Here is a 20,947-nt window from a genome sequence, read left to right on the forward strand (position 1 = left end):
TCGCTATGCTGTTTTGATTTACCACAGGAGTTTTCATGTTTCACGTTTATCACTCTAATCAGCTTGATCTGCTCAAAAGCCTGGCAGCCAGAGTGATTAAACTGGATCCGCTTGACGATCCTTTTGCGTCCGAAATGGTGCTGGTACAAAGTCCGGGCATGGCGCAATGGTTACAGATGGAGCTGGCGCACACCTTTGGCATTGCGGCGAATATTGAATTTCCGCTACCGGCCAGTTTTATCTGGGAAATGTTTGTTCGCGTACTGCCGGACATTCCGGTCGAGAGCGCTTTTAGCAAAGCCAGCATGAGCTGGAAGCTGATGCACCGTTTACCCTCGCTGCTGCTTCAGGATGAGTTTGCCTCACTGCGCCATTACCTGAGCGATGATGGTGACAAGCGCAAACTGTTTCAGCTCAGTGCCCGCGTCGCTGACCTGTTTGACCAGTATCTGGTTTATCGCGCCGACTGGCTGAACAGTTGGGAGCGGGGTCAACACATCGACGGCCTGGGCGATGCCCAGATTTGGCAGGCGGCGCTTTGGCGTGACTTGGTGAATTACACCGAGGAACTGGGCCAGCCGAAATGGCACCGTGCCAACCTCTATGCGCGCTTTATTCATACGCTGGAGCAGACGCAGACCCCACCAGCCAACCTGCCCGAACGGGTTTTTATTTGCGGGATATCAGCGCTTCCGCCGGTCTACCTTCAGGCGTTACAGGCGCTGGGGCGACATATCGATATCTATCTGCTGTTCACGAATCCCTGCCGCGACTACTGGGGCGACATTCAGGATTATGCTTTTCTGGCGAAGTTACAAAGTCGTCAGCGTCGCCGCCACGATCGGGAGGAGTATCGTGGATTGTTTAGCGATGCGGCGCGTGCGCCTGCGCTGTTCAGTGACGAAGGCGAGCAGCAGCTCACGAACCCGCTCCTGGCCTCCTGGGGCAAGCTGGGGCGCGACAACCTTTACCTGCTCAGCCAGATGGATCTTAACAGCGAAATTGATGCCTTTGTCGATGTAGAGGAAGACAACCTGCTGCACAGCATGCAGCACGATCTTCTCAATCTGCAGGACAAGGCCGTGATCGGTCTGACGGCCGACGAACTGGCCTACAGTGGGCAAAAGCGTTGTCTGGATCCAGCGGATCGCTCCATCGCCATACAGGTTTGTCACAGTGCCCAACGCGAAGTGGAAGTGTTGCAGGATCATTTACTGGCACGGATGGAGGCGGATCCCGGGTTAAAAGCCCGCGATATCATTGTCATGGTCGCCGACATTGACGCCTATGCGCCCTTTATTCAGGCCGTGTTTGCTAATGCTCCGGCCGAACGTTATCTGCCATTTGCCATCTCTGACCGCCGTGCCAGTCAGGCGCATCCGGCGATTGTGGCTTTTCTGCATTTACTGGCGCTGCCCGACAGCCGTTTCGTCTCCGAAGATGTGCTGGCGCTGCTGGACGTGCCCGCCTTAGCGAACCACTTCTCGATTGACGAAAGCGGACTGCGTTTACTGCGGCGCTGGGTGAGCGAATCGGGCGTACGCTGGGGGCTGGATGATGCCAGCGTTGAGGCGCTGGCCCTGCCGGTTACCGGTCAGCATACCTGGCGCTTTGGGCTGCAACGCATGCTGCTTGGCTATGCGATGGAAAGCCAGCACGGCGACTGGCAGGGCATCCTGCCCTACGATGAGTCAAGTGGACTGGTGGCCGAACTGGCAGGTCATCTGGCTGAGCTGCTGTCGCGGCTCAACCACTGGCGTCAGGTGCTGTCCGAACCGCGCCCGCTGGAAGCATGGCTGCCTTTGTGCCGCGAGCTGCTCAATGCATTCTTTACGGCCGATCCCGAAACTGAAGCTGCACTGCTGCTGGTGGAAGAGCAGTGGAAGGCGTTGATTGAATACGGCATGGACGCACGCTTCGATGAGCCCATTCCGGTGGTGTTGCTGCGCGACGATCTGCGCGGCCGACTGGACCAGCAGCGTATCAGTCAGCGTTTTCTCGCCGGACAAATCAACTTTTGTACCCTGATGCCAATGCGTTCCATCCCGTTTAGCGTCGTGTGTTTACTGGGGATGAACGATGGCGTTTATCCGCGTACCCTGGCGCCGCTGGGATTTGACCTGATGCAACAGCAGTCGCGTAAAGGTGACCGTAGCCGCCGTGATGACGACCGTTACCTGTTTCTGGAGGCCCTGATCTCCGCGCAGCAACAGCTCTATATCAGCTATATCGGACGCGCCATACAGGACAATACCGAACGTTATCCTTCCGTGCTGGTCACAGAATTACTGGAATATATTGGGCAAAGTTTTTATCTGCCAGGCGATGAAGACCAGGATCTGGACGAGAGCGCGCGCCGGGTCAGGGCGCATCTGGAACACTTACATAGCCGGATGCCGTTCGCGCCCGAGAACTTTCAGCCCGCGTCGGCAGCCCACAGTTTTGCCCGCGAATGGCTTCCCGCCGCGCGGGGTACGGGTCAGCCCCAGCCCGATTTCGTTCAGCCCCTGCTCACGCCGCCCGTAGAGACATTAGCCCTTGAACAGTTCCTGCGATTCTGGCGTCATCCCGTGCGGGCCTGGTTTCAGCAACGCCTGGGCGTGAGTTTCTGGCTTGAAGAAAATGAACTACCCGACAGCGAACCCTTTGCACTGGATAGCCTGGAGCGTTACCAGATTAATGCCCAGCTGCTGAATGCACTGGTAACAGGCGAGGACACCGATCGTCTTTATGCCCATCACCGCGCTGCCGGAAACTTACCTTACGGCGCGTTTGGTGAACTGTTCTGGCAGGCTCAGCGTGAAGAGATGCAAGAGGTGGCGGCAGATGTCACCTCTCAACGTAGCGAAGGGGAAAGCTGGGAAATCAATCTGGATCTGGACGGCGTCAACCTGTCCGGCTGGTTGACTCAGGTGCAGAGTGACGGGCTACTGCGCTGGCGGCCAGGCGTCCTGAACATCAATGATGGTTTATTACTCTGGCTCGAACATTTAGTTTATTGTGCACTGGGCGGTAACGGCAGAAGCCGCATGTTTGGCCGTCAGCAGAGCTACTGGTGCTTCCACGCCGTTGCGCCGGATGACGCCACGGCCCAGTTAGCGCGCTACATGCAAGGTTATCTGCAAGGAATGCGCGAACCCTTGATGCTCCTGACCAAAAGCGGGGGCGCCTGGATTAGCACCTGTTTTGATAAGAAAAGCCATCAGTTCCTCAGTGATGAGGCCACGCAGCTCAAAGCCCGCAACAATTTGCTGGCGGCCTGGATGGGGGGTTATCAGCAGGAGGGCGAGGGAAGCGATCCCTATTTGCAGCGGCTGTGCAGAGTACTGGATGAACCCCAGCTACAGCGCATAACCGAGGCGGCGGCGTGCTGGTACTCACCGGTGCTGGAGGCCCATCAGGACGATCGGTAAATCACACCTTTGCAGGTGATGAGAACACCAACAAACATTTGTTGTATTTTCAGCCGCCAATGCGCTGGCAAGGCGGCTTTTGGGTAACGTAAGAGGTTTACATGCGCACACATGCACGCTTGATCCTGGCTATTCTGTTCAGCCTGGTGGCGTTTACGGTTCAGGCTGAAGCGGGCCAGGGCTGGCAGCCCGTCAACAGTGCCATCGGTAAAAGCGAACAGGATCCGCGTCAGTATCAGGCTATTACACTGGATAATGGCATGACAGTGCTGCTGGTGTCAGACAAGGATGCGCCCAAATCGCTGGCGGCTTTAACCCTGCCGATTGGTTCACTGGACGATCCTGCGCAACAGGCTGGCCTGGCTCATTATCTTGAGCACATGGTGCTGATGGGCTCAACGCGTTATCCCGAACCTGACAGCCTGGCGGACTTCCTCAAAAAGCATGGTGGCAGCCACAATGCCAGCACGGCGTCCTACCGCACCGCTTTTTATCTTGAAGTGGAAAACGATGCCCTTGCGCCAGCCGTCGATCGCCTGGCCGACGCCATTGCGGCGCCGTTACTGGATCCCGTCAATGCCGATCGGGAACGCCATGCGGTCAATGCTGAGCTGACAATGGCGCGCGCCCGCGACGCTTTGCGCATGGGGCAGGTGGGGGCAGAGACGATCAATCCGGCCCATCCGGCTGCGCACTTCTATGGGGGCAATCTTGAAACCCTGCGAGATAAACCCGGCAGTAACCTGCATCAGGCGCTGCTGGACTTCTACCACAGCCACTATTCTGCCAACCTGATGAAGGCCGTTATTTACAGCAACCAGTCCCTGGCGCAGATGGCCGCCATTGCGGCAGGCACCTTTGGTCGGGTGGCTAACCACAACGCCAGCGTTCCGATGATTAACGAGCCTGTTGTCACCGAGGCGCAGCAGGGCATTCTTATTTATTATGTGCCTGCACAACCCCGTAAACAGCTGAAAATTGAGTTCCGCATCCCGAATAACAGCGATCGCTTCCGTAGTAAAACGGACACGCTCATCGGCTATTTAATTGGCAACCGTAGCCCCAATACGCTGGCTGACTGGCTGCAAAAACAGGGGCTGGCCGATGGCGTCAACGCCGGAGCCGATCCGGTTACCGAGCGCAACAGCGGCATCTTTACGATCAGCGTCTCACTCACCGATAAAGGCCTCGCCCAGCGCGACGACGTCGTGGCGGCCGTCTTTAGCTACATAGCCATGCTGCGCGAAAAAGGCATCGATCGTCGCTACTTCGACGAAGTTTCACATGTTCTGGCGCTGGATTTCCGTTATCCCTCCATTACCCGCAACATGGACTACATCGAGTGGCTGGCCGATACGATGCTACGGGTACCGGTAGAGCATACGCTGGATGCTCCTTACCTTGCTGACCGGTACGATGCCGGAGCGATTCAGGCCCGTCTGGATGAGATGACGCCGCAGAAGGCGCGCATCTGGTATATCAGCCCGCAGGAGCCGCACAACAGGCTGGCCTATTTCGTCAATGCGCCCTATCAGGTTGACAAGATTAGCGCTCAGACGTTTGCGCAGTGGCAACAGCGCGGGCGCGAGATTCAGCTCGCGCTGCCGGTGCTGAATCCCTATATTCCCGATGATTTTACGCTGGTTTCTGCCCCAGAGAAGGCCTATCGCCATCCGGTAAAGCTGGATAACGATTTCGGGATGCGTATTTACTGGATGCCAAGCCAGTTCTATGCGAATGAGCCCAAAGCCAGCATTACCGTGGCGTTGCGAAACCAGCAGGCCATTAGCGATGCGCGCCAGCAGGTGCTGTTTGGTCTGAATGATTATCTGGCCAGCCTGGCGCTGGATGCGTTGAGCTCGCAGGCCTCCATTGGCGGTATCAGCTTTTCGACCAGTGAGAACGATGGTCTGGTCTTTAACGCCAGTGGCTTTACGCAACGCCTGCCCGCTTTGCTTAAACAGCTGGTGGAACGTTACCGCACCTTCCAGCCCAGTGAGTCGCAGCTGGAGCAGGCTAAATCCTGGTACCTGGAGCGACTGGACGCGGCCGAAAAAGGCAAAGCCTTTGAGCAGGCTATTCAGCCAATGCAGCTCCTGTCGCAACTGCCTTATACTCAGCGAGAAACACGCCGCAAACTGGTGAGCGGCATTACGCTGGATGAGGTGGTGGCTTACCGCGATGCGTTAATTAAGAATGCCACGCCGGAGATGATGGCGGTGGGCAACCTGAGCGCCGACAGCGTCACGCAGTTGGGGCGCGATCTGAAACAGCAGATGCAGTGCAAAGGGACTCACTACTGGCACAGCAACTACCTCAGCGTTGAAAAGCCGTTAAAAGCGAATCTGGAGCAGCACGGCAGCAGCACAGACTCTGCTCTGGCTGCGCTCTATATTCCATTGGGCTATGACGAATACCAGAGCATGGCCAACAGCGCGATGCTCAGCCAGATCGTGCAGCCATGGTTTTACAATCAGCTACGGACGGAAGAGCAACTGGGCTACGCCGTCTTTGCCTTCCGGATGCCGGTGGGACGTCAGTGGGGAATTGGTTTTCTGTTGCAGAGTAACAGCAAGCAGCCCGCCTATCTGATGCAGCGCTATCAGGCATTTTATCCGCAGGCTGAGCAGCGTCTGCGTACGATGAGCCAGGCCGATTTTACGCAGTATCAGCAGGCGATGCTCAACGATCTCAGACAGCGCCCGCAAACGCTGAACGAAGAAGCCGATCGTTTCAGCCGGGATTTCGATCGTCAGAACGACGATTTTGATACCCGGCAGAAGCTGATGGATCAGGTACAGCAGCTGACGCCCGCCGGTCTGGCCGATTTCTTTCAGCAGGCGGTGATGCAGAAAAAAGGCATGGCCATGACGTCGCAGATCGCCGGAAGCGGCGAGCGCAAAACTGAATTTGCTCCGCTTCCCGGCTGGAGAACCTGGCAGGAAATCGCCAAACTGCAGCAGTCGCTGCCGGTAAAGAGTGAAACCCAATGATGCAGTCAAGGCCCGAGTCGCTTAACCCTTTAACGCTGCCGCTGAGCGGCGAGCGGTTAATAGAGGCATCAGCGGGGACCGGTAAAACCTTTACGATCGGCCTGCTCTATTTACGTCTGCTATTAGGACTGGGCGGCGAGAACGCCTGGCGCAGGCCGCTGTCCGTTGAAGAGATTCTGGTGGTGACCTTTACCGAAGCCGCTACGGCTGAACTGCGGGGTCGTATCCGTGACAATATCCATCAGCTACGTCTGGCCTGCGTGCGCGGTAAAAGCCATAACCCCATGCACCAACAGCTGATGGAGCAGATCTCAGACCTGCCCCAGGCCGCGTCACAACTGCTGGCGGCCGAGCGACAAATGGATGAGGCGGCCATTTTTACCATCCACGGTTTTTGTCAGCGCATGCTTAACCTGAACGCTTTTGAATCGGGCATGCTGTTCGAGCAGGAGCTGATTGAAAACGAACAAACGTTACTCCGACAGGCCACGGCCGATTTCTGGCGTCGCCAGTGTTATCCCTTGTCGCTGGATGTGGCCAGAGTCATTGCGGCGGAATGGAGCGGACCGGACAGTTTACTGATCACGCTGCGGCCCTGGCTGCAGGGGGAGTCACCGACGCTCAGGCGCCCACCTCGCCCAGAAGAAACGCTGGCCTCCCGCCATGCGGCCAATCTTGAGCGAATTAACGCCCTTAAGCAGCAGTGGCAGGCTGCCAGCGCCGATGTGGAAGGGCTCATTAGCGCGTCTGGTGTTGATAAGCGCAGTTATAGCAGTAAGCACTTACCTAACTGGGTGGCTAAAGTTACCCAGTGGGCACTCGATGACACGCTTGATTACCAGTTGCCCAAAGAGCTGGAACGCTTTGGGCAGCAGGTGCTGCACGAGAAGACCAAAAAGGGTGAGCCACCGCAGCATGCATTGTTTGATGCGGTAGATCGCTTTCTGGCCGAACCGCTGACGTTGCGAGACGTCATTATCTGGCAGGCCCTGACCGAGGTCCGCGAGGCGGTCCAGCGCGAAAAGCGTCAGCGCGCACTACTCGGCTTTGATGACCTGTTGAGCCGTCTGGATGAGGCGCTTCAACAGCCGGGCGGGGCACTACTGGCGGAAACGATTCGCGGGCGCTTCCCGGTCGCGCTGATTGATGAATTCCAGGATACCGATCCGCAGCAGTATCGTATCTTCCGTACGCTGTATCTCCATCAGCCAGAGTCAGCCCTGCTGCTCATTGGCGATCCCAAACAGGCGATCTACGCTTTCCGCGGAGCGGACATCTTTACCTATCTGCGGGCCCGTAGTGAAGTTAGTGCTCACTACACATTAGATACTAACTGGCGCTCGTCGCCTGACATGGTGCACAGCGTTAACCGGCTGTTTTCACAGGTTGATTCGCCGTTTCTGTTCTCTTCCATTCCTTTTCTCCCGGTGAGTCCGGCTGCGCCTAATCAGGCCCTGACGCTGATTTATCAGCAGCAACCGCAGCCTGCGCTGCGCTTCTGGCTTCAGCCAGGTGAAGGTGTGGGAGTGAGTGACTACCAACAATTTATGGCGCAGCAGTGTGCTGCGGATATCAGCCGCTGGCTGGTAGCCGGACAGCAGGGACAGGCGCTGATTGGCAAAGGCGATGCACTTCAGCCGGTTAAGGCATCGGACATTACCGTGCTGGTGCGCAGCCGCAACGAGGCCAGCCTGATCCGCGATGCGCTAAACAGCCTGTCGATTCCCTCCGTTTATCTTTCCAGCCGCGACAGCGTTTACACCACGCCGGAAGCGCGTGAACTGTTATGGCTCCTGCAGGCGGTTCAGTCACCTGAACAGGAGCGATTGCTGCGCAGCGCGCTGGCAACGTCCATCTTTGCTATTGATGCCGCCGAACTGGACGCGCTGGCGCAGAACGAACGCCACTGGGATGCACTGGTGGAGCAGTTTGTCAGCTGGCAGCAAATCTGGCATCAGCGTGGCGTTTTACCCATGCTGCGCGACGTGATGATCACGCGGCAACTGGCCGAAAATATGCTGGCATCAGACAATGGCGAACGGCGCTTAACCGATCTGATGCACCTGGGTGAACTCCTACAGGAGGCGGCGGTTCAGCTCGACAGCACCCATGCGCTGGTGCGTTTTCTGGCACAGCAAATTGCCCGCCCCGATAGTCAGGCCGCCAGTCAGCAACTGCGTCTTGAAAGCGATCGTCATCTGGTGCAAATCGTCACCATCCATAAATCGAAAGGATTGCAGTATCCCCTGGTCTGGCTGCCCTTTGCCGCCGGATTCCGCGAGGCCGCCAGTGCGCTGTATCACGATCGTGAAAGCTTTGCTGCGATGCTGGATGTGCAGGGGGATGAGTACAGCCTGACGCTGGCAGAAGAGGAGCGTCTGGCTGAGGATTTACGCCTGCTCTACGTGGCACTGACCCGTTCGGTTCACCACTGCAGCGTAGGCATTGCACCGCTGATTAAGGGCGCGCGTAAAAAAGCGGGTGAAAGCGACCTGCACAAAAGCGCGCTCGGTTTCCTGGTGCAGCGCGGCGAAATCGCCGATGCCGCGCAGCTCAGTCAGCATCTGCAGGCGCTTGAGGGCGCGGGAATTGAGGTTATCAGCAGCGGGCTCCAGCCCGGAGCGATCTGGCATGAAGGCCTGGGCAGCAACGATGCGTTGAGCAGTCGGGAAATGACGCGAGCGCTGGCTGACAGCTGGCGCGTCACCAGTTATTCGGGTTTGCAGCAGCACGGTAGCTCACCGCTGCTGGACGCCTTGCCTAAATTTGATATCGACGCCGCAGGCGAAACGGCAGACGAAGAGGATATCCTGTTGACGCCGCACCATTTTCCGCGCGGTGCGGCACCCGGGACGTTTCTCCACGGATTGTTTGAATCAATCGATTTCACCGAACCGCCAGAGGCGCTGTGGCTGGAAGATCAGCTCCAGCAAAACGGGTATTCACTCAGTTGGCTCCCGGTCATTCAGCAGTGGATTGCGCGCGTCCTGACAACGCCGCTTAACAAGGAAGGCGTAACGCTGGCCAGTATTAACAGCCGCGACCGGCTGATTGAAATGGAATTTTATCTCCCGATCAATAACCTGCTGACCGCGACCGATCTGGATGCGCTGGTACGCCGGTACGATCCGCTGTCGCAGCGCGGTCCGGCTCTGGATTTCCGCCAGGTGAAAGGCATGTTGAAAGGGTTTATTGATTTGGTGTTCCGCTGGCAGGGAAAATATTATCTGCTGGATTATAAATCGAACTGGCTGGGGGAAAGTCATGCCGCATACACGCCCGAGGCGATGGAGCAGGCGATGATCGACCACCGCTACGATCTGCAATACCAGCTGTATACCCTGGCGCTGCACCGTTATCTCCAGCACCGTCTGGCAGGCTATGACTACCAACAGCATTTCGGCGGCGTCTTTTACCTGTTTCTGCGTGGCGTCGATGGCAGCCCGGCCGACAACGGCATTTTCGCCACCCGACCCGACCCGGCGTTTATTGATGAAATGGACAGGCTGTTTGGCAATACAGAGGAAAGGTTATGAGTGAGATGAACGTCTTACTGCGCCAGGCAGTCGAAAAGCGTTTACTGCGTCCTCTGGATATCCAGTTTGCCCGCTTGATTGCGGATGACGCCCAGCCTTTTCTGCTGCTGGCTGCGGCCTGCGTCAGTGCCGATGCCGGAGAAGGTCACGTCTGTCTGCCGCTGGCTAATCTGAGCGAGGCCGGGCTCTTTGCGGGGCGTCAGCCGGCGCTGGCCCGGGCACTGTGGCAGGCCGCAGGCGCGCCGGACGATGTGCATGCTGCACTGGCGGGCTGGTCAGCAATCAGTGATGGCAGTGCCGTCACCCCGCTGGTGCTGAGCCATGAGCGTTTGTATCTGCATCGCTTGTGGCAGAGCGAAGGGCAGGTTGCGCGCTTTTTCTCGTTGCAGCCCGACGAAGGAACATTTGATGCGCACCGGGCCAGCGAGGTACTGACCAGCCTGTTTGGCAGCCGTCCTGACGACTGGCAAAAGATTGCCGCAGCCGTGGCGCTGACGCGAAAAACCGCCGTGATTTCAGGTGGTCCGGGAACCGGTAAAACCACCACAGTGGCAAAGCTGCTGGCTGCGCTAATCCGATTGAATACGGTGCCGCTGCGCATACAGCTGGCGGCGCCCACAGGCAAAGCCGCGGCCCGTTTAACGGAGTCGCTGGGTAAAGCTCTACAGGGACTGGCCGTGAGCGAGGAAGAGCGCGCCCGGTTCCCTGCGGAAGCGACGACGCTGCACCGCCTGCTGGGTGCGCAACCGGACACGCAGCGTCTGCGCTATCACGCGGGCAACCTGTTGCATCTGGATGTGCTGGTGGTCGATGAGGCCTCAATGGTTGACCTGAGCATGATGGCAAAACTGATCTCTGCCTTGCCACACCACGCGCGCGTGGTCTTTCTGGGCGATCGCGATCAGCTGGCTTCGGTGGAGGCGGGCGCCGTGCTGGGGGATATTTGCCGCTGCAGTGAAACAGGATTTAGCCCATCACGGGCTGCACAGCTGACGGCCCTGACCGGCTGCACGCTCACAGGCGACGATGTTGAGGCCGCGCCAGCCGTTCGCGACAGCATTTGCCTGCTGCGACAGAGCTATCGTTTTGATGAAAAGTCCGGAATAGGTCAGCTGGCACGGGCGGTGAATCAGGGCGATGCGCGCCAGATGAGCGCGATTTTTGCCGCCGGACACCAGGATGTTTCTTTTCAGCCCCTGAACGACGGCGACGCTTATCAGGCCATGCTGGACGAGGTGGCGCGGGGTTATAGCGACTATCTGCATGCCGTTCAGCATCAGGCTACGCCAGAGCAGGTCATTGACGCCTTCAGCCGTTATCAGCTGTTGTGTGCTCTGCGTGAAGGGCCCTTTGGCGTGCACGGGCTGAACCAGCGCATTGAGCAACGCCTGATGCAGCTGCAGCGCATCAGACGTCCTGCGTTGGGCAGCCGCTGGTATGCGGGAAGGCCGGTAATGATCACCCGTAATGACAGCGCACTGGGGCTGTTTAACGGCGATATCGGTATTACTCTGCGCGATGAGGAAGGCCAGCTCAGAGTCTTTTTTCCGTTGCCAGACGGCAGCGTGAAAGCGATTCAGCCCAGCCGTTTGCCATCTCATGAAACCGCCTGGGTTATGACGGTACATAAGTCGCAGGGATCGGAGTTTGACCATACCGCGCTGGTCATGCCGACCCAGTTTCTGCCGGTGCTGACCCGCGAGCTGGTTTATACCGCAATTACGCGTGCGCGCAGTCAACTGACGCTTTACAGCGATCGTGCAATATTTGACCGCGCCGTACAGCTGCAAACGCAGCGGCGAAGCGGGCTGGTGGAAAGGTTAGGGGCGGCCGGGCAGGCGTAACAGCAAGGGCGGCATGGCTGCCGCCCGTTGACTGTCAGGTTAAATCCGCCATCAGCACCTTTGAGCGGCGCTGATAGTTGTACATCTCTTTCTTACTCTCTGGCAGCGACTCAATATCCACCGGCGTAAAACCGCGCTCCTGAAACCAGTGAATACTGCGCGTAGTCAGCACGAACAGTTTTTCCAGCCCCATTTGCCGAGCCTGAAGCGCGACGCGCTGTAGCAGCAACTCGCCGCGCGATGAACTGCGATAGTCCGGATGCACTGCAACGCAGGCCATTTCCCCAATCTTTTCATCCATAAACGGATAAAGCGCGGCACAGGCGATGGTCAGGTTATCGCGCTGGATAATGGTAAATTTATCGATCTCCATTTCCAGTTGCTCACGTGAGCGGCGTACCAGAATACCTTGCTGCTCCAGCGGGCGAATCAGTTCCAGAATACCGCCGATGTCGTTAATGGTGGCACGGCGGATCTGTTCGGCCGACTCCATCACAATCTGCGTCCCAATGCCGTCGCGTGAGAACAACTCCTGCAGCAGCGCGCCGTCTTCCTGGTAGCTGATGAGATGGCTGCGGCGCACGCCACTGCGACAGGCTTTTACCGCGCCCCGTAAAAAACGCACGGTACCCGAAAGAAAGTCACCCTCGCTTTCCATTTCATCAATGCGCGCCTGCGCATCGTTAGGAAACAGTTCTGAGACGATATTACCTTCACGATCGATCACGCCCTGCTCAGAACAAAAGCCAATCATCTTTTCAGCCTTGAGCTTAATGGCGAGCTGGGTGGCAACCTCTTCCGACGTCAGGTTAAAGCTTTCACCGGTGACCGACACCGCCACCGGGCCAAGCAGCACAATGGCATCGTTATCCAACTGACGATGAATGGCCTCTTCATCAATACGACGAATGCGTCCACTGTGGCAGTAATCCACCCCGTCATCCACGCCGAGCGGTTGAGCAATAATGAAGTTACCGCTCACCACGTTAATGTGCGCGCCCTGCAAAGGTGTGTTGTTCAGGCTCATTGAGAGCCGTGCCGTGATATCCAGCTGCAGCCGGCCTGCGGCCTGTTTGACGAGTTCCAGCGACTGAGCATCGGTCACACGGGTATATTTGTGGTAAGCCGGTTCCAGCTGATGTGCCGCCAGGCTGGCATCAATCTGTGGGCGCGCGCCATACACCACGACCAGACGGATACCCAGGCTATGCAGCAAGCCGATATCATTGACAATACTGGAGAAATTCTCATGCTCAATGGCTTCACCGCCGAGCATGATGACGAATGTCTTATCCCGATGCGCATTGATATAGGGAACGGTGTGGCGAAAACCCTGAACCAGTTCGGTACTACGTTCCTTCACGGCTAACCCTCAGTGAATGTTTATTCGTATTTTGTGTATTTTTATGCCTTTAGCCATCGTTTTGCAAGCGCTAATCCTGACGATAATTTACGTTTTTTTTGGTGCCAAAGCCGCTAACAGCCTGCATTATTTGGGGTTTCCGGGGTGACATCGCCTGCAGGATTGGATAAAGTTTTCGCCGCCATTTTATTTGGCTGCCGTTTTTTTAAACACCCTATAACAGCTGGAGTGGCATGTCGGAAGGTAATCCCCTGGTTTCACGTAGACGATTATTAAAAGGGACAGGGGCGCTGTTACTGCTCAGCGTCAGCGGTGTGAGTATGGCCGCGACCAGCCATATTTTAGCGGTTCGCATCTGGCCCTCCTCCACTTACTCGCGTATGACGCTGGAGTCTAACGTCGCCCTTAAGTACAGGCAGTTTGCCCTGACGAACCCTGACCGCCTGGTCATTGATATCGATGGTTTGCATCTCAACTCAGTCCTTAAGGGCGTGAATCAGCACGTGCGTGTTGACGATCCTTTTATTAAAAGCGCCAGAGTGGGGCAGTTTGATGCCAATACCGTACGCGTCGTACTGGAACTGAAACGCAACGTGTCCCCTAAAATCTTCAGCCTTGACCCGGTGTCCACGATCAAACACCGACTGGTGGTCGATCTCTATCCCAGCCAGGATAGCGTTGAAGATGATCCGCTTCTGGCATTACTTAAAGATTACAATCAGGGCGATCTGGAAAAAAATGAGGCCGTTCAGGCGCCTCTGCCCGGTAAAGCGGGACGCGATCGCCCGATCATTATCATGATCGATCCCGGGCATGGCGGTGAAGATCCCGGCGCCCACGGTAAATATAAAACCCGTGAGAAGGACATCGTGCTGAAGATCGGCCGTCGGCTGAAAACCTTGATCGAAAAAGAGCGCAACATGAAGGCTTACATGACCCGCAACGAGGATGTGTTTATTCCTCTGCGGGTGCGGGTCGCTAAAGCACGCAAGCAACGTGCCGACCTGTTTGTCTCAATTCATGCCGATGCATTTACCAGCCGGGCCGCGCGCGGTTCTTCCGTGTTTGCGCTGTCGACCAGCGGCGCGACCTCTGCGGCGGCGCGTTTTCTGGCGCAAACCCAGAACGAAGCCGATCAGATCGGCGGCGTCAGCATGAGTGGAGATCGCTATCTGGATCACACCATGTTTGATATGGTGCAGCGCCAGACGATCCATGACAGCCTGAAGTTTGGTAAAGAAGTCTTGCACCGCATGGGGCGCATCAATCACCTGCACAAACGCACCGTGGATCAGGCCGGTTTTGCCGTGCTCAAGGCACCAGATATTCCTTCTATCCTGGTAGAAACCGCCTTTATCAGTAATGTGGAGGAAGAGCGTAAGCTGCGCACCACGCGCTATCAGCACCAGGTGGCAGAGGCGATTCTTGAAGGGATTAAAGCCTATTTTAAAAGCGGGGCCGCACTGGCTCATCGCTGAGTGACCCTCAGGAAACGGCCGCTGGCGCGTTTTCCTGGCCTGCTGAAACGCCAGGACCGGAAGCGATTCTGCGCGGCTACAGGGTCAGGCCGCGCAGGTTAGCCTGCTGTTCAGAAGCCACCGGGTGCTCAGCGCCCCTTTGCCAGATAATGGGCCATTTCGTCTTCCGGCACCATTCCGCCGCCCGTTGCCCAGACCAGATGTGTCGCCTGACCTAACTGCGTCGCGGTAAAGCCGTGCATTTGCAGGTAAGCTGCGGCACTGCAGACGCGCTGGGGGCCAGCCATACCGGCAAGGGCCGAGGGCTCCAGCCGCAGGTCTTCTTCCTGCGCCAGCCAGCTCAGCATGTCGTACAGGCTTTGATCGTCAAGCGTATAGAGCCCGTCCAGCAGGCGCTGCATGGCCCGACCAACGAAGCCGGAAGCGCGTCCGACCGCCAGCCCATCGGCTGCCGTGATATTGTCGATGCCAATGTCCTGTACCGAAATACCCTCATGCAAACCCGTGCAGATACCCAACAACATGCAGGGCGAGTGGGTGGGTTCGGCGAACAGGCAGTGAACGTGTTCACCAAAGGCCAGCTTCAGACCAAAGGCGACGCCGCCGGGGCCACCGCCCACGCCGCAGGGTAAATAGACAAATAATGGATGATGGCGGTCAACCACGCGGCCCTGCTGTTCAAACTGAGCCTTCAGGCGCTGCCCGGCAACGGCATAACCTAAAAACAGGGTGCGGGAGTTTTCATCGTCAATAAAGAAGCAGTCCGGATCGGACTCTGCCGCTTTACGTCCTTGCTCCACCGCCACGCCATAATCCTCTTGATACTCAATTACCGTGACGCCATGACTGCGTAGTTTGGCTTTCTTCCATGCGCGGGCGTCCGCCGACATATGCACGGTAACGTTAAAGCCAAGACGGGCGCTGATGATGCCAATCGACAGGCCAAGATTGCCGGTTGAGCCCACGGCAATACTGTACCGGTTAAAAAATTGTCTGAACGAAGGCGAGAGCAGCCTGCTGTAATCCTCTTCCCGGGTCAGTAAACCTGCATCCAGTGCCAGTTTCTCGGCATGGGTCAGCACTTCATAAATCCCACCACGCGCTTTGATTGAACCCGAAATTGGCAGGTGGCTGTCTTTCTTCAACAGCAGCGTACCCGCAATGTGTTGTCCGTATTCCCTTTGTAGCCGCGCCTGCATCGCCGGTATGGCTACGAGCTCCGACTCAATAATTCCCCCCATGGCGGCCGTTTCAGGAAAGGCCTGTGCCAGAAAAGGTGCAAACCGGTTCAGACGTGCATGCGCCTCTTCAACATCCTCGGCCGTCAGGCCAACATGGGGTAAGGCTTCTGCGACGGTGGTCGTGGCGGGATTAAACCAGGTGATTTCATTGAGCGCAATTAAATCCGCGACCTGCGGAAACTGAGCGATCAGTGCAGCAATATTGTGGTTATTCATAGCAGACCTTGTGATGTCCGAATGAATCATCAAAACAGAAATAGAGCGGCAAGCGCAATAGCTGCGGCCTGAACAGGGTTCTGTCTGAGTGGCAAACGCGATAACAGCTAAAAAAAGAGGAAGAGAAGGCGAGGTGGCTGCACGGGCGGTTTAGCGAATTGCAGAAACAAAAAAACACCCTTTCAGGTGTTTAAAGTGGTTGCGGGGGCCGGATTTGAACCGACGACCTTCGGGTTATGAGCCCGACGAGCTACCAGGCTGCTCCACCCCGCGTCCGATTGCGCATAGCGACTTTCACATTGTCTCTTCTGTCTGAGCAAAATCACAGAAGAATTGGTTGCGGAGGCCGGATTTGAACCGACGACCTTCGGGTTATGAGCCCGACGAGCTACCAGGCTGCTCCACCCCGCGTCCGATTGCGCATAGCGACTTTCACAATGTCTCTTCTGTCTGAGCAAAATCACAGAAGAATTGGTTGCGGGGGCCGGATTTGAACCGACGACCTTCGGGTTATGAGCCCGACGAGCTACCAGGCTGCTCCACCCCGCGTCCGTGGATGCGCACTATACTCCGCACGATGATTGTTGCAACCCCTTTTTGCCCTAAAAGGCTAAATTTGCTGTTAATTGATGAAGGATTCCTCCATTTGGTGATTTATTGTGCCGATATCCGTTATGACGAAACAGGATGGATTTCATTCTGATGACGGCTTTGCTATCGTCGCGTGGCGAACAGTTATAAAAAGAGATGAAGATGAAAGGACGTTGGGCGAAGTACGCACTTACTGGCGCATTTTTAGCGCTGCTGGCTGGCTGTAGCGGTAAGCCAACCGATCGGGGTCAGCAATATAAAGACGGCAAACTGGATCAGCCCCTTGCGCTGGTCAATCAACCTAACGCCAAAGGCCGCCCGGTTAACGGCCGGGACTTTGGTGAACAGGTCCGGCAGATTCAGTTTGCCTCCTCTGGCCTGTTTCTCCGCAACAACAGTACTTACAGTGCGGTAGAAAACTGGCTGATAGCCGGCGGCGACACGCGCCAGCTGCGACAGTTTGGTCTGAACGCGTTTCAGATGGAAGGCACAGACAATTACGGCAACGTGCAGTTCACCGGGTACTACACGCCTGTCGTTGAGGCACGTTACACCCGTCAGGGTGAGTTCCAGTATCCCATTTACCGGATGCCGCCACGCAAGCGCGGACAGAAGCTGCCAAGCCGTGCTTCTATATATAGTGGTGGGTTGGACGATCGCTATGTGATTGCCTGGAGTAATTCACTCATCGATAACTTTATTATGGACGTGCAGGGAAGCGGCTACGTTGATTTTGGCGACGGGCGTCCAATGCGCTTTTTTGGTTATGGCGGAAAAAACGGCTGGAGTTATCATAGCATCGGTAAAGAGCTGATCGATCGTGGCGAAGTGAAGCGAGAAGACATGTCCATGCAGGCGATCCGCCAGTGGGCTGATGAGCATTCTCCGCAGGAAGTGCGTGCGCTGTTAGAAACCAACCCTTCATTTGTGTTTTTCAAACCAGAAGACTATGTGCCGGTGCGTGGCGCCAGCGCTGTACCTTTGGTGGCAAAAGCCTCTGTGGCGTCAGACCGTTCACTAATCCCTGCCGGAACGGTGTTGCTGGCAGAAGTGCCGCAGTTAAATGAAAAAGGGAAATTTAACGGTAAATATGAAATGCGAATGATGGTGGCGCTGGATGTTGGTGGTGCCATCAAAGGTCAGCACTTCGACATTTATCAGGGCGTGGGCCCGGATGCCGCTCATCTTGCTGGTTTCTATAACCATTATGGACGCGTATGGGTGCTTAAATCTGCCCCTGGTGCCGGTCAGCCGCTGTTCAGCAATGCGCAGAGCGGCAACAACGGCACCCTGTTGTTGGGTGCTAACTAATTTTTGATGTGGCGGGCGTTCTGGCCCGCACTCTGTAACAGGTTTGACTATGAAAGTGTTAAACGATGCCTGGCACCAGCGCTTTGGTGGCACGGCACGTCTTTATGGCCAGCAGGCGCTGCAGCGGTTTGCGGATGCCCATTTCTGCGTCATTGGGATTGGTGGCGTAGGTTCCTGGGCTGCAGAGGCATTGGTCCGCACCGGTATTGGCAGGGTTACCCTGATCGATATGGACGATGTCTGCATTACCAATACCAATCGTCAGATACATGCGATCCAAGGCAACGTGGGTAAAGCCAAGACGGAAGTCATGGCGGATCGCCTGCGCGCCATTAATCCTGATTGTGAAGTGGTGTGCATTGATGATTTTATCACGCCGGAAAACACGGCGACCCTGCTGACGGGCGATATCGATTACGTGATTGATGCCATCGATAGCGTGCGGCCCAAAGCCGCGCTGATTGCCTGGTGTCGACGCAACAAGATCCCGCTGGTCACTACCGGTGGCGCTGGCGGCCAAATCGATCCGACACAAATTCAGGTCACCGATTTAGCCAAAACGATCCAGGATCCTCTTGCAGCCAAACTGCGCGAGCGCCTTAAACAGTTTGGTGTCGTGAAGAACAGCAAAGGCAAGCTGGGCATCGACTGCGTATTTTCTACTGAGGCGCTGGTCTATCCGCAGGCGGATGGCACGGTTTGCGCCTCACGCAGTACGGCAGAAGGGCCGAAAAGAATGGACTGCGAATCCGGGTTTGGTGCGGCAACGATGGTGACGGCCACCTTCGGCTTTGTTGCGGTATCCCATGCCCTGAAGAAGTTTCTGGCGCGCGCGGCGCGCCAGGCCTAACCCTGATACCGTTGGGCACTCTGCCGCACTGCGTCAGCCAGCGCTTTCAGGCCACTGCTGCGTGATGCGCTAAGCTGAGCGCGCAGGCCCAGCGCCTCCAACAGATCGAGCGGATCGGACGCCAGCAACTGAGCTGGCGTCTTGCCTTCAACGGCGGTCAGCAACACGGCCAGCAGACCGCGCACGATACGACCTTCGCTGTCCCCATAGAAGTGCAGGGTACCTTGCTCCCCCAGTTGACTGCCGAACCAGACGCGGTTTTCGCAGCCGCTCAGTTCGATATCCGCTGTTTTCAACGCGTCAGGTAACGCGGGTAACTGCCGTCCCAGTAAAATCAGCTGCCGGTAGCGATCTTCCCACTGATGAAAGCGGGAGAAGGTAGCCTGTAAATCAGCCATAGTGATTTCAGCGCCGAACGGGTGAGGCGCTAACAGCGTTGCGTTTATCATTAAAACTCCGATAACAGATCGATGGCGCTGCGCATGGCGCGCAGCAGGGCATCGACATCCTGAAGATTATTATAAGGTGCAAACGAAACGCGCAGCGTGCCGTCAACGCCTAATGCCGCCATCAATGGCTGAGCACAATGCTGACCCGCCCGCAGGGCGATACCGTGCTCGGCCAGAAGCGTCACGATGTCGCTGTGATGAATGCCCTGAATGTCGAAGGCCAGCAGGCTGGCACTGCCACAGCGGAAGCTACGAAAGCCGGGCAGTTCAGCCAGTTGCTCCTCGGCCAGGCTGGCAAGCTGCTGGCTCCACATCTCGGCTTTGCGCATATCCAACTGCTGCAGCCAGCCGAGCGCGGCGCTTAACCCGGTAACGCCAGCAACGTTGGGTGTGCCTGCCTCGAAACGCCAGGGAACGGGTTGCAGCGTAAAACCGGTAAAATCGACCTGTGTCAGCATCTTGCCGCCGCCCTGTAAGGGAACGATCTCTTCCAGCAGTTCCGCTTTTCCGTACAGCACGCCAATGCCCATTGGCCCGTAGAGCTTGTGGCCGGAAAAAGCATAAAAATCAATATCCAGCGCCTGCACATCCGGTGGGCAATGCACCACGCCCTGAGCGCCATCCACCATAACTTTTGCGCCTGCTGCGTGGGCCAGCGCAATGGCCTGCGCTAAATCGGGACAGCCGCCGGTCACGTTAGACATCTGCCCGACCGCCAGCAGCCGGGTCCGGTTGTTAATCAGCGCAGGCAGCAGTGAGATATCCGGCAGGCGATCGGCACCAATCGGCCATTTCACCACCCGCGCGCCGCTGGCCTGCGCAGCCATCAGCCAGGGCACCAGATTCGCATGATGTTCTGCCTCACTGACAATGATCTCATCGCCAGGTTGTAAACGCGGCGCTAACCAGCCATGCGCCACCAGGTTTATCGCATCAGTGGTGCCGCGCGTCCATACGATCTGGCGATCGCTGGCGGCATTCAGCCAGTGTGCCACCATGCCGCGCGCCTGTTCGTACTGCTCCGTTAACTGGCGGGCAGCAGCAAACTGGCTCCGGTGAACGGTGCCAGCGCTCAGGCTGTAGAATTGCTGCGTCGCGTCTATCACCGTCTGCGGTTTCAGCATGGTGGCGGCACTGTCAAGATAGACACCGGCATCGTTTAGCGCAGGAAACTGCTGACGAAATGAAGAAGGATTGAAGGCGCTCATACGTGGCTCACAGGTTGTTAATTTTCAGGTCCAGGCTGAAAGATGGCTGTCTGTCTGGCAAAGCTGGAAAAGCGGGTTATGCTGAGTATTGCAAGGTATAAACTTAACCCGCATGGCGAGACGACCTACTTACAGTCGATCGCACTTGACCGTTTCTTTGGTCAGCGTAACGCGGGGGGTTTGGTGCAATCAATCTGCAAGGAGATAGAAGATGAAAAAACTCGCCGCAATGCTGGCCGTTTGTACAATGGCTTTTACCCTGGCTGCCTGTTCAAGCAACTACGTGATGCATACCAATGATGGACGCACTATCGTCGCTGAAGGCAAACCAAAGGTCGATACTGACACCGGTATGATCAGCTATAAAGATGCGAATGGCAATGAGCAGCAGATTAACCGTTCAGATGTGAAAGAAATGGTTGAAATGAAGTAATCAGGGCATAAAAAAAGCACC

12 protein-coding genes and 3 tRNA genes are annotated in these 20,947 nt (G+C 56.6%); 8 read left to right on the top strand and 7 right to left on the bottom strand.

What is annotated here, in order from left to right:
- The first annotated feature begins 35 nt into the window (after positions 1-35).
- From recC to recD, 4 genes are all read left to right on the top strand, one after another.
- Positions 36-3,413, top strand: a complete 3,378-nt coding sequence (gene recC, locus GKC68_RS05030) for an exodeoxyribonuclease V subunit gamma (RefSeq protein WP_342656642.1) — start codon at positions 36-38, stop codon at positions 3,411-3,413.
- A gap of 101 nt (positions 3,414-3,514) precedes the next feature.
- Positions 3,515-6,406, top strand: coding sequence for a pitrilysin (gene ptrA / locus GKC68_RS05035; RefSeq protein WP_342656643.1), 2,892 nt, complete (start codon positions 3,515-3,517; stop codon positions 6,404-6,406).
- Positions 6,403-9,942 carry an exodeoxyribonuclease V subunit beta gene (gene recB, locus GKC68_RS05040; protein WP_206115924.1) on the top strand — a complete coding sequence of 1,180 codons (3,540 nt, stop codon included), beginning with the start codon at positions 6,403-6,405 and terminating at the stop codon, positions 9,940-9,942. The genes ptrA and recB overlap by 4 nt, the downstream gene beginning before the upstream one ends.
- Entirely contained in the window at positions 9,939-11,786 is a 1,848-nt protein-coding gene (gene recD, locus GKC68_RS05045; protein WP_228225567.1) for an exodeoxyribonuclease V subunit alpha, read from the top strand. The genes recB and recD overlap by 4 nt, the downstream gene beginning before the upstream one ends.
- A gap of 34 nt (positions 11,787-11,820) precedes the next feature.
- Here recD and argA read toward each other — a convergent pair whose 3' ends face one another.
- Positions 11,821-13,149, bottom strand: coding sequence for an amino-acid N-acetyltransferase (gene argA, locus GKC68_RS05050; RefSeq protein WP_028723270.1), 1,329 nt, complete (start codon positions 13,147-13,149; stop codon positions 11,821-11,823).
- A gap of 233 nt (positions 13,150-13,382) precedes the next feature.
- Here argA and amiC point away from each other — a divergent pair, with 233 nt between their 5' ends.
- A complete protein-coding gene (gene amiC, locus GKC68_RS05055) occupies positions 13,383-14,627 on the top strand; it encodes an N-acetylmuramoyl-L-alanine amidase AmiC (RefSeq protein WP_028723269.1) in 1,245 nt (414 codons plus the stop codon).
- A gap of 128 nt (positions 14,628-14,755) precedes the next feature.
- Here amiC and dsdA read toward each other — a convergent pair whose 3' ends face one another.
- The 4 genes from dsdA to GKC68_RS05075 all read right to left on the bottom strand — a co-directional run bounded on the left by dsdA (position 14,756) and on the right by GKC68_RS05075 (position 16,633).
- The gene (gene dsdA / locus GKC68_RS05060) at positions 14,756-16,084 is read right to left on the bottom strand and encodes a D-serine ammonia-lyase (protein WP_247104104.1); all 1,329 of its coding nucleotides are present in this window, start codon (positions 16,082-16,084) and stop codon (positions 14,756-14,758) included.
- 196 nt (positions 16,085-16,280) lie between these two features.
- Positions 16,281-16,357: transfer RNA gene (locus GKC68_RS05065), tRNA-Met, on the bottom strand.
- Between the two features lie 61 nt (positions 16,358-16,418).
- Positions 16,419-16,495: transfer RNA gene (locus GKC68_RS05070), tRNA-Met, on the bottom strand.
- A 61-nt stretch (positions 16,496-16,556) separates the two neighbouring features.
- Positions 16,557-16,633: transfer RNA gene (locus GKC68_RS05075), tRNA-Met, on the bottom strand.
- A gap of 204 nt (positions 16,634-16,837) precedes the next feature.
- On the opposite strand from GKC68_RS05075, the gene mltA reads away from it, so the two are divergent.
- A complete protein-coding gene (gene mltA, locus GKC68_RS05080) occupies positions 16,838-17,986 on the top strand; it encodes a murein transglycosylase A (RefSeq protein WP_064366837.1) in 1,149 nt (382 codons plus the stop codon).
- Between the two features lie 49 nt (positions 17,987-18,035).
- A complete protein-coding gene (gene tcdA, locus GKC68_RS05085) occupies positions 18,036-18,836 on the top strand; it encodes a tRNA cyclic N6-threonylcarbamoyladenosine(37) synthase TcdA (protein WP_058705492.1) in 801 nt (266 codons plus the stop codon).
- Here tcdA and csdE read toward each other — a convergent pair.
- The gene (csdE, locus tag GKC68_RS05090; RefSeq protein ID WP_206116001.1) at positions 18,833-19,282 is read right to left on the bottom strand and encodes a cysteine desulfurase sulfur acceptor subunit CsdE; all 450 of its coding nucleotides are present in this window, start codon (positions 19,280-19,282) and stop codon (positions 18,833-18,835) included. The genes tcdA and csdE overlap by 4 nt on opposite strands.
- A 2-nt stretch (positions 19,283-19,284) precedes the next feature.
- Positions 19,285-20,493, bottom strand: coding sequence for a cysteine desulfurase CsdA (gene csdA, locus GKC68_RS05095; protein ID WP_342656644.1), 1,209 nt, complete (start codon positions 20,491-20,493; stop codon positions 19,285-19,287).
- A 211-nt stretch (positions 20,494-20,704) separates the two neighbouring features.
- Between csdA and GKC68_RS05100 the strand changes: the two genes are divergently transcribed.
- Complete coding sequence (locus GKC68_RS05100; protein ID WP_028723263.1) at positions 20,705-20,926, top strand: YgdI/YgdR family lipoprotein; 222 nt, start codon at positions 20,705-20,707, stop codon at positions 20,924-20,926.
- Positions 20,927-20,947 lie beyond the last annotated feature (21 nt).

The organism is Pantoea sp. RSPAM1 (assembly GCF_038816185.1).
Taxonomy (GTDB): Bacteria; Pseudomonadota; Gammaproteobacteria; order Enterobacterales; family Enterobacteriaceae; genus Pantoea; species Pantoea ananatis.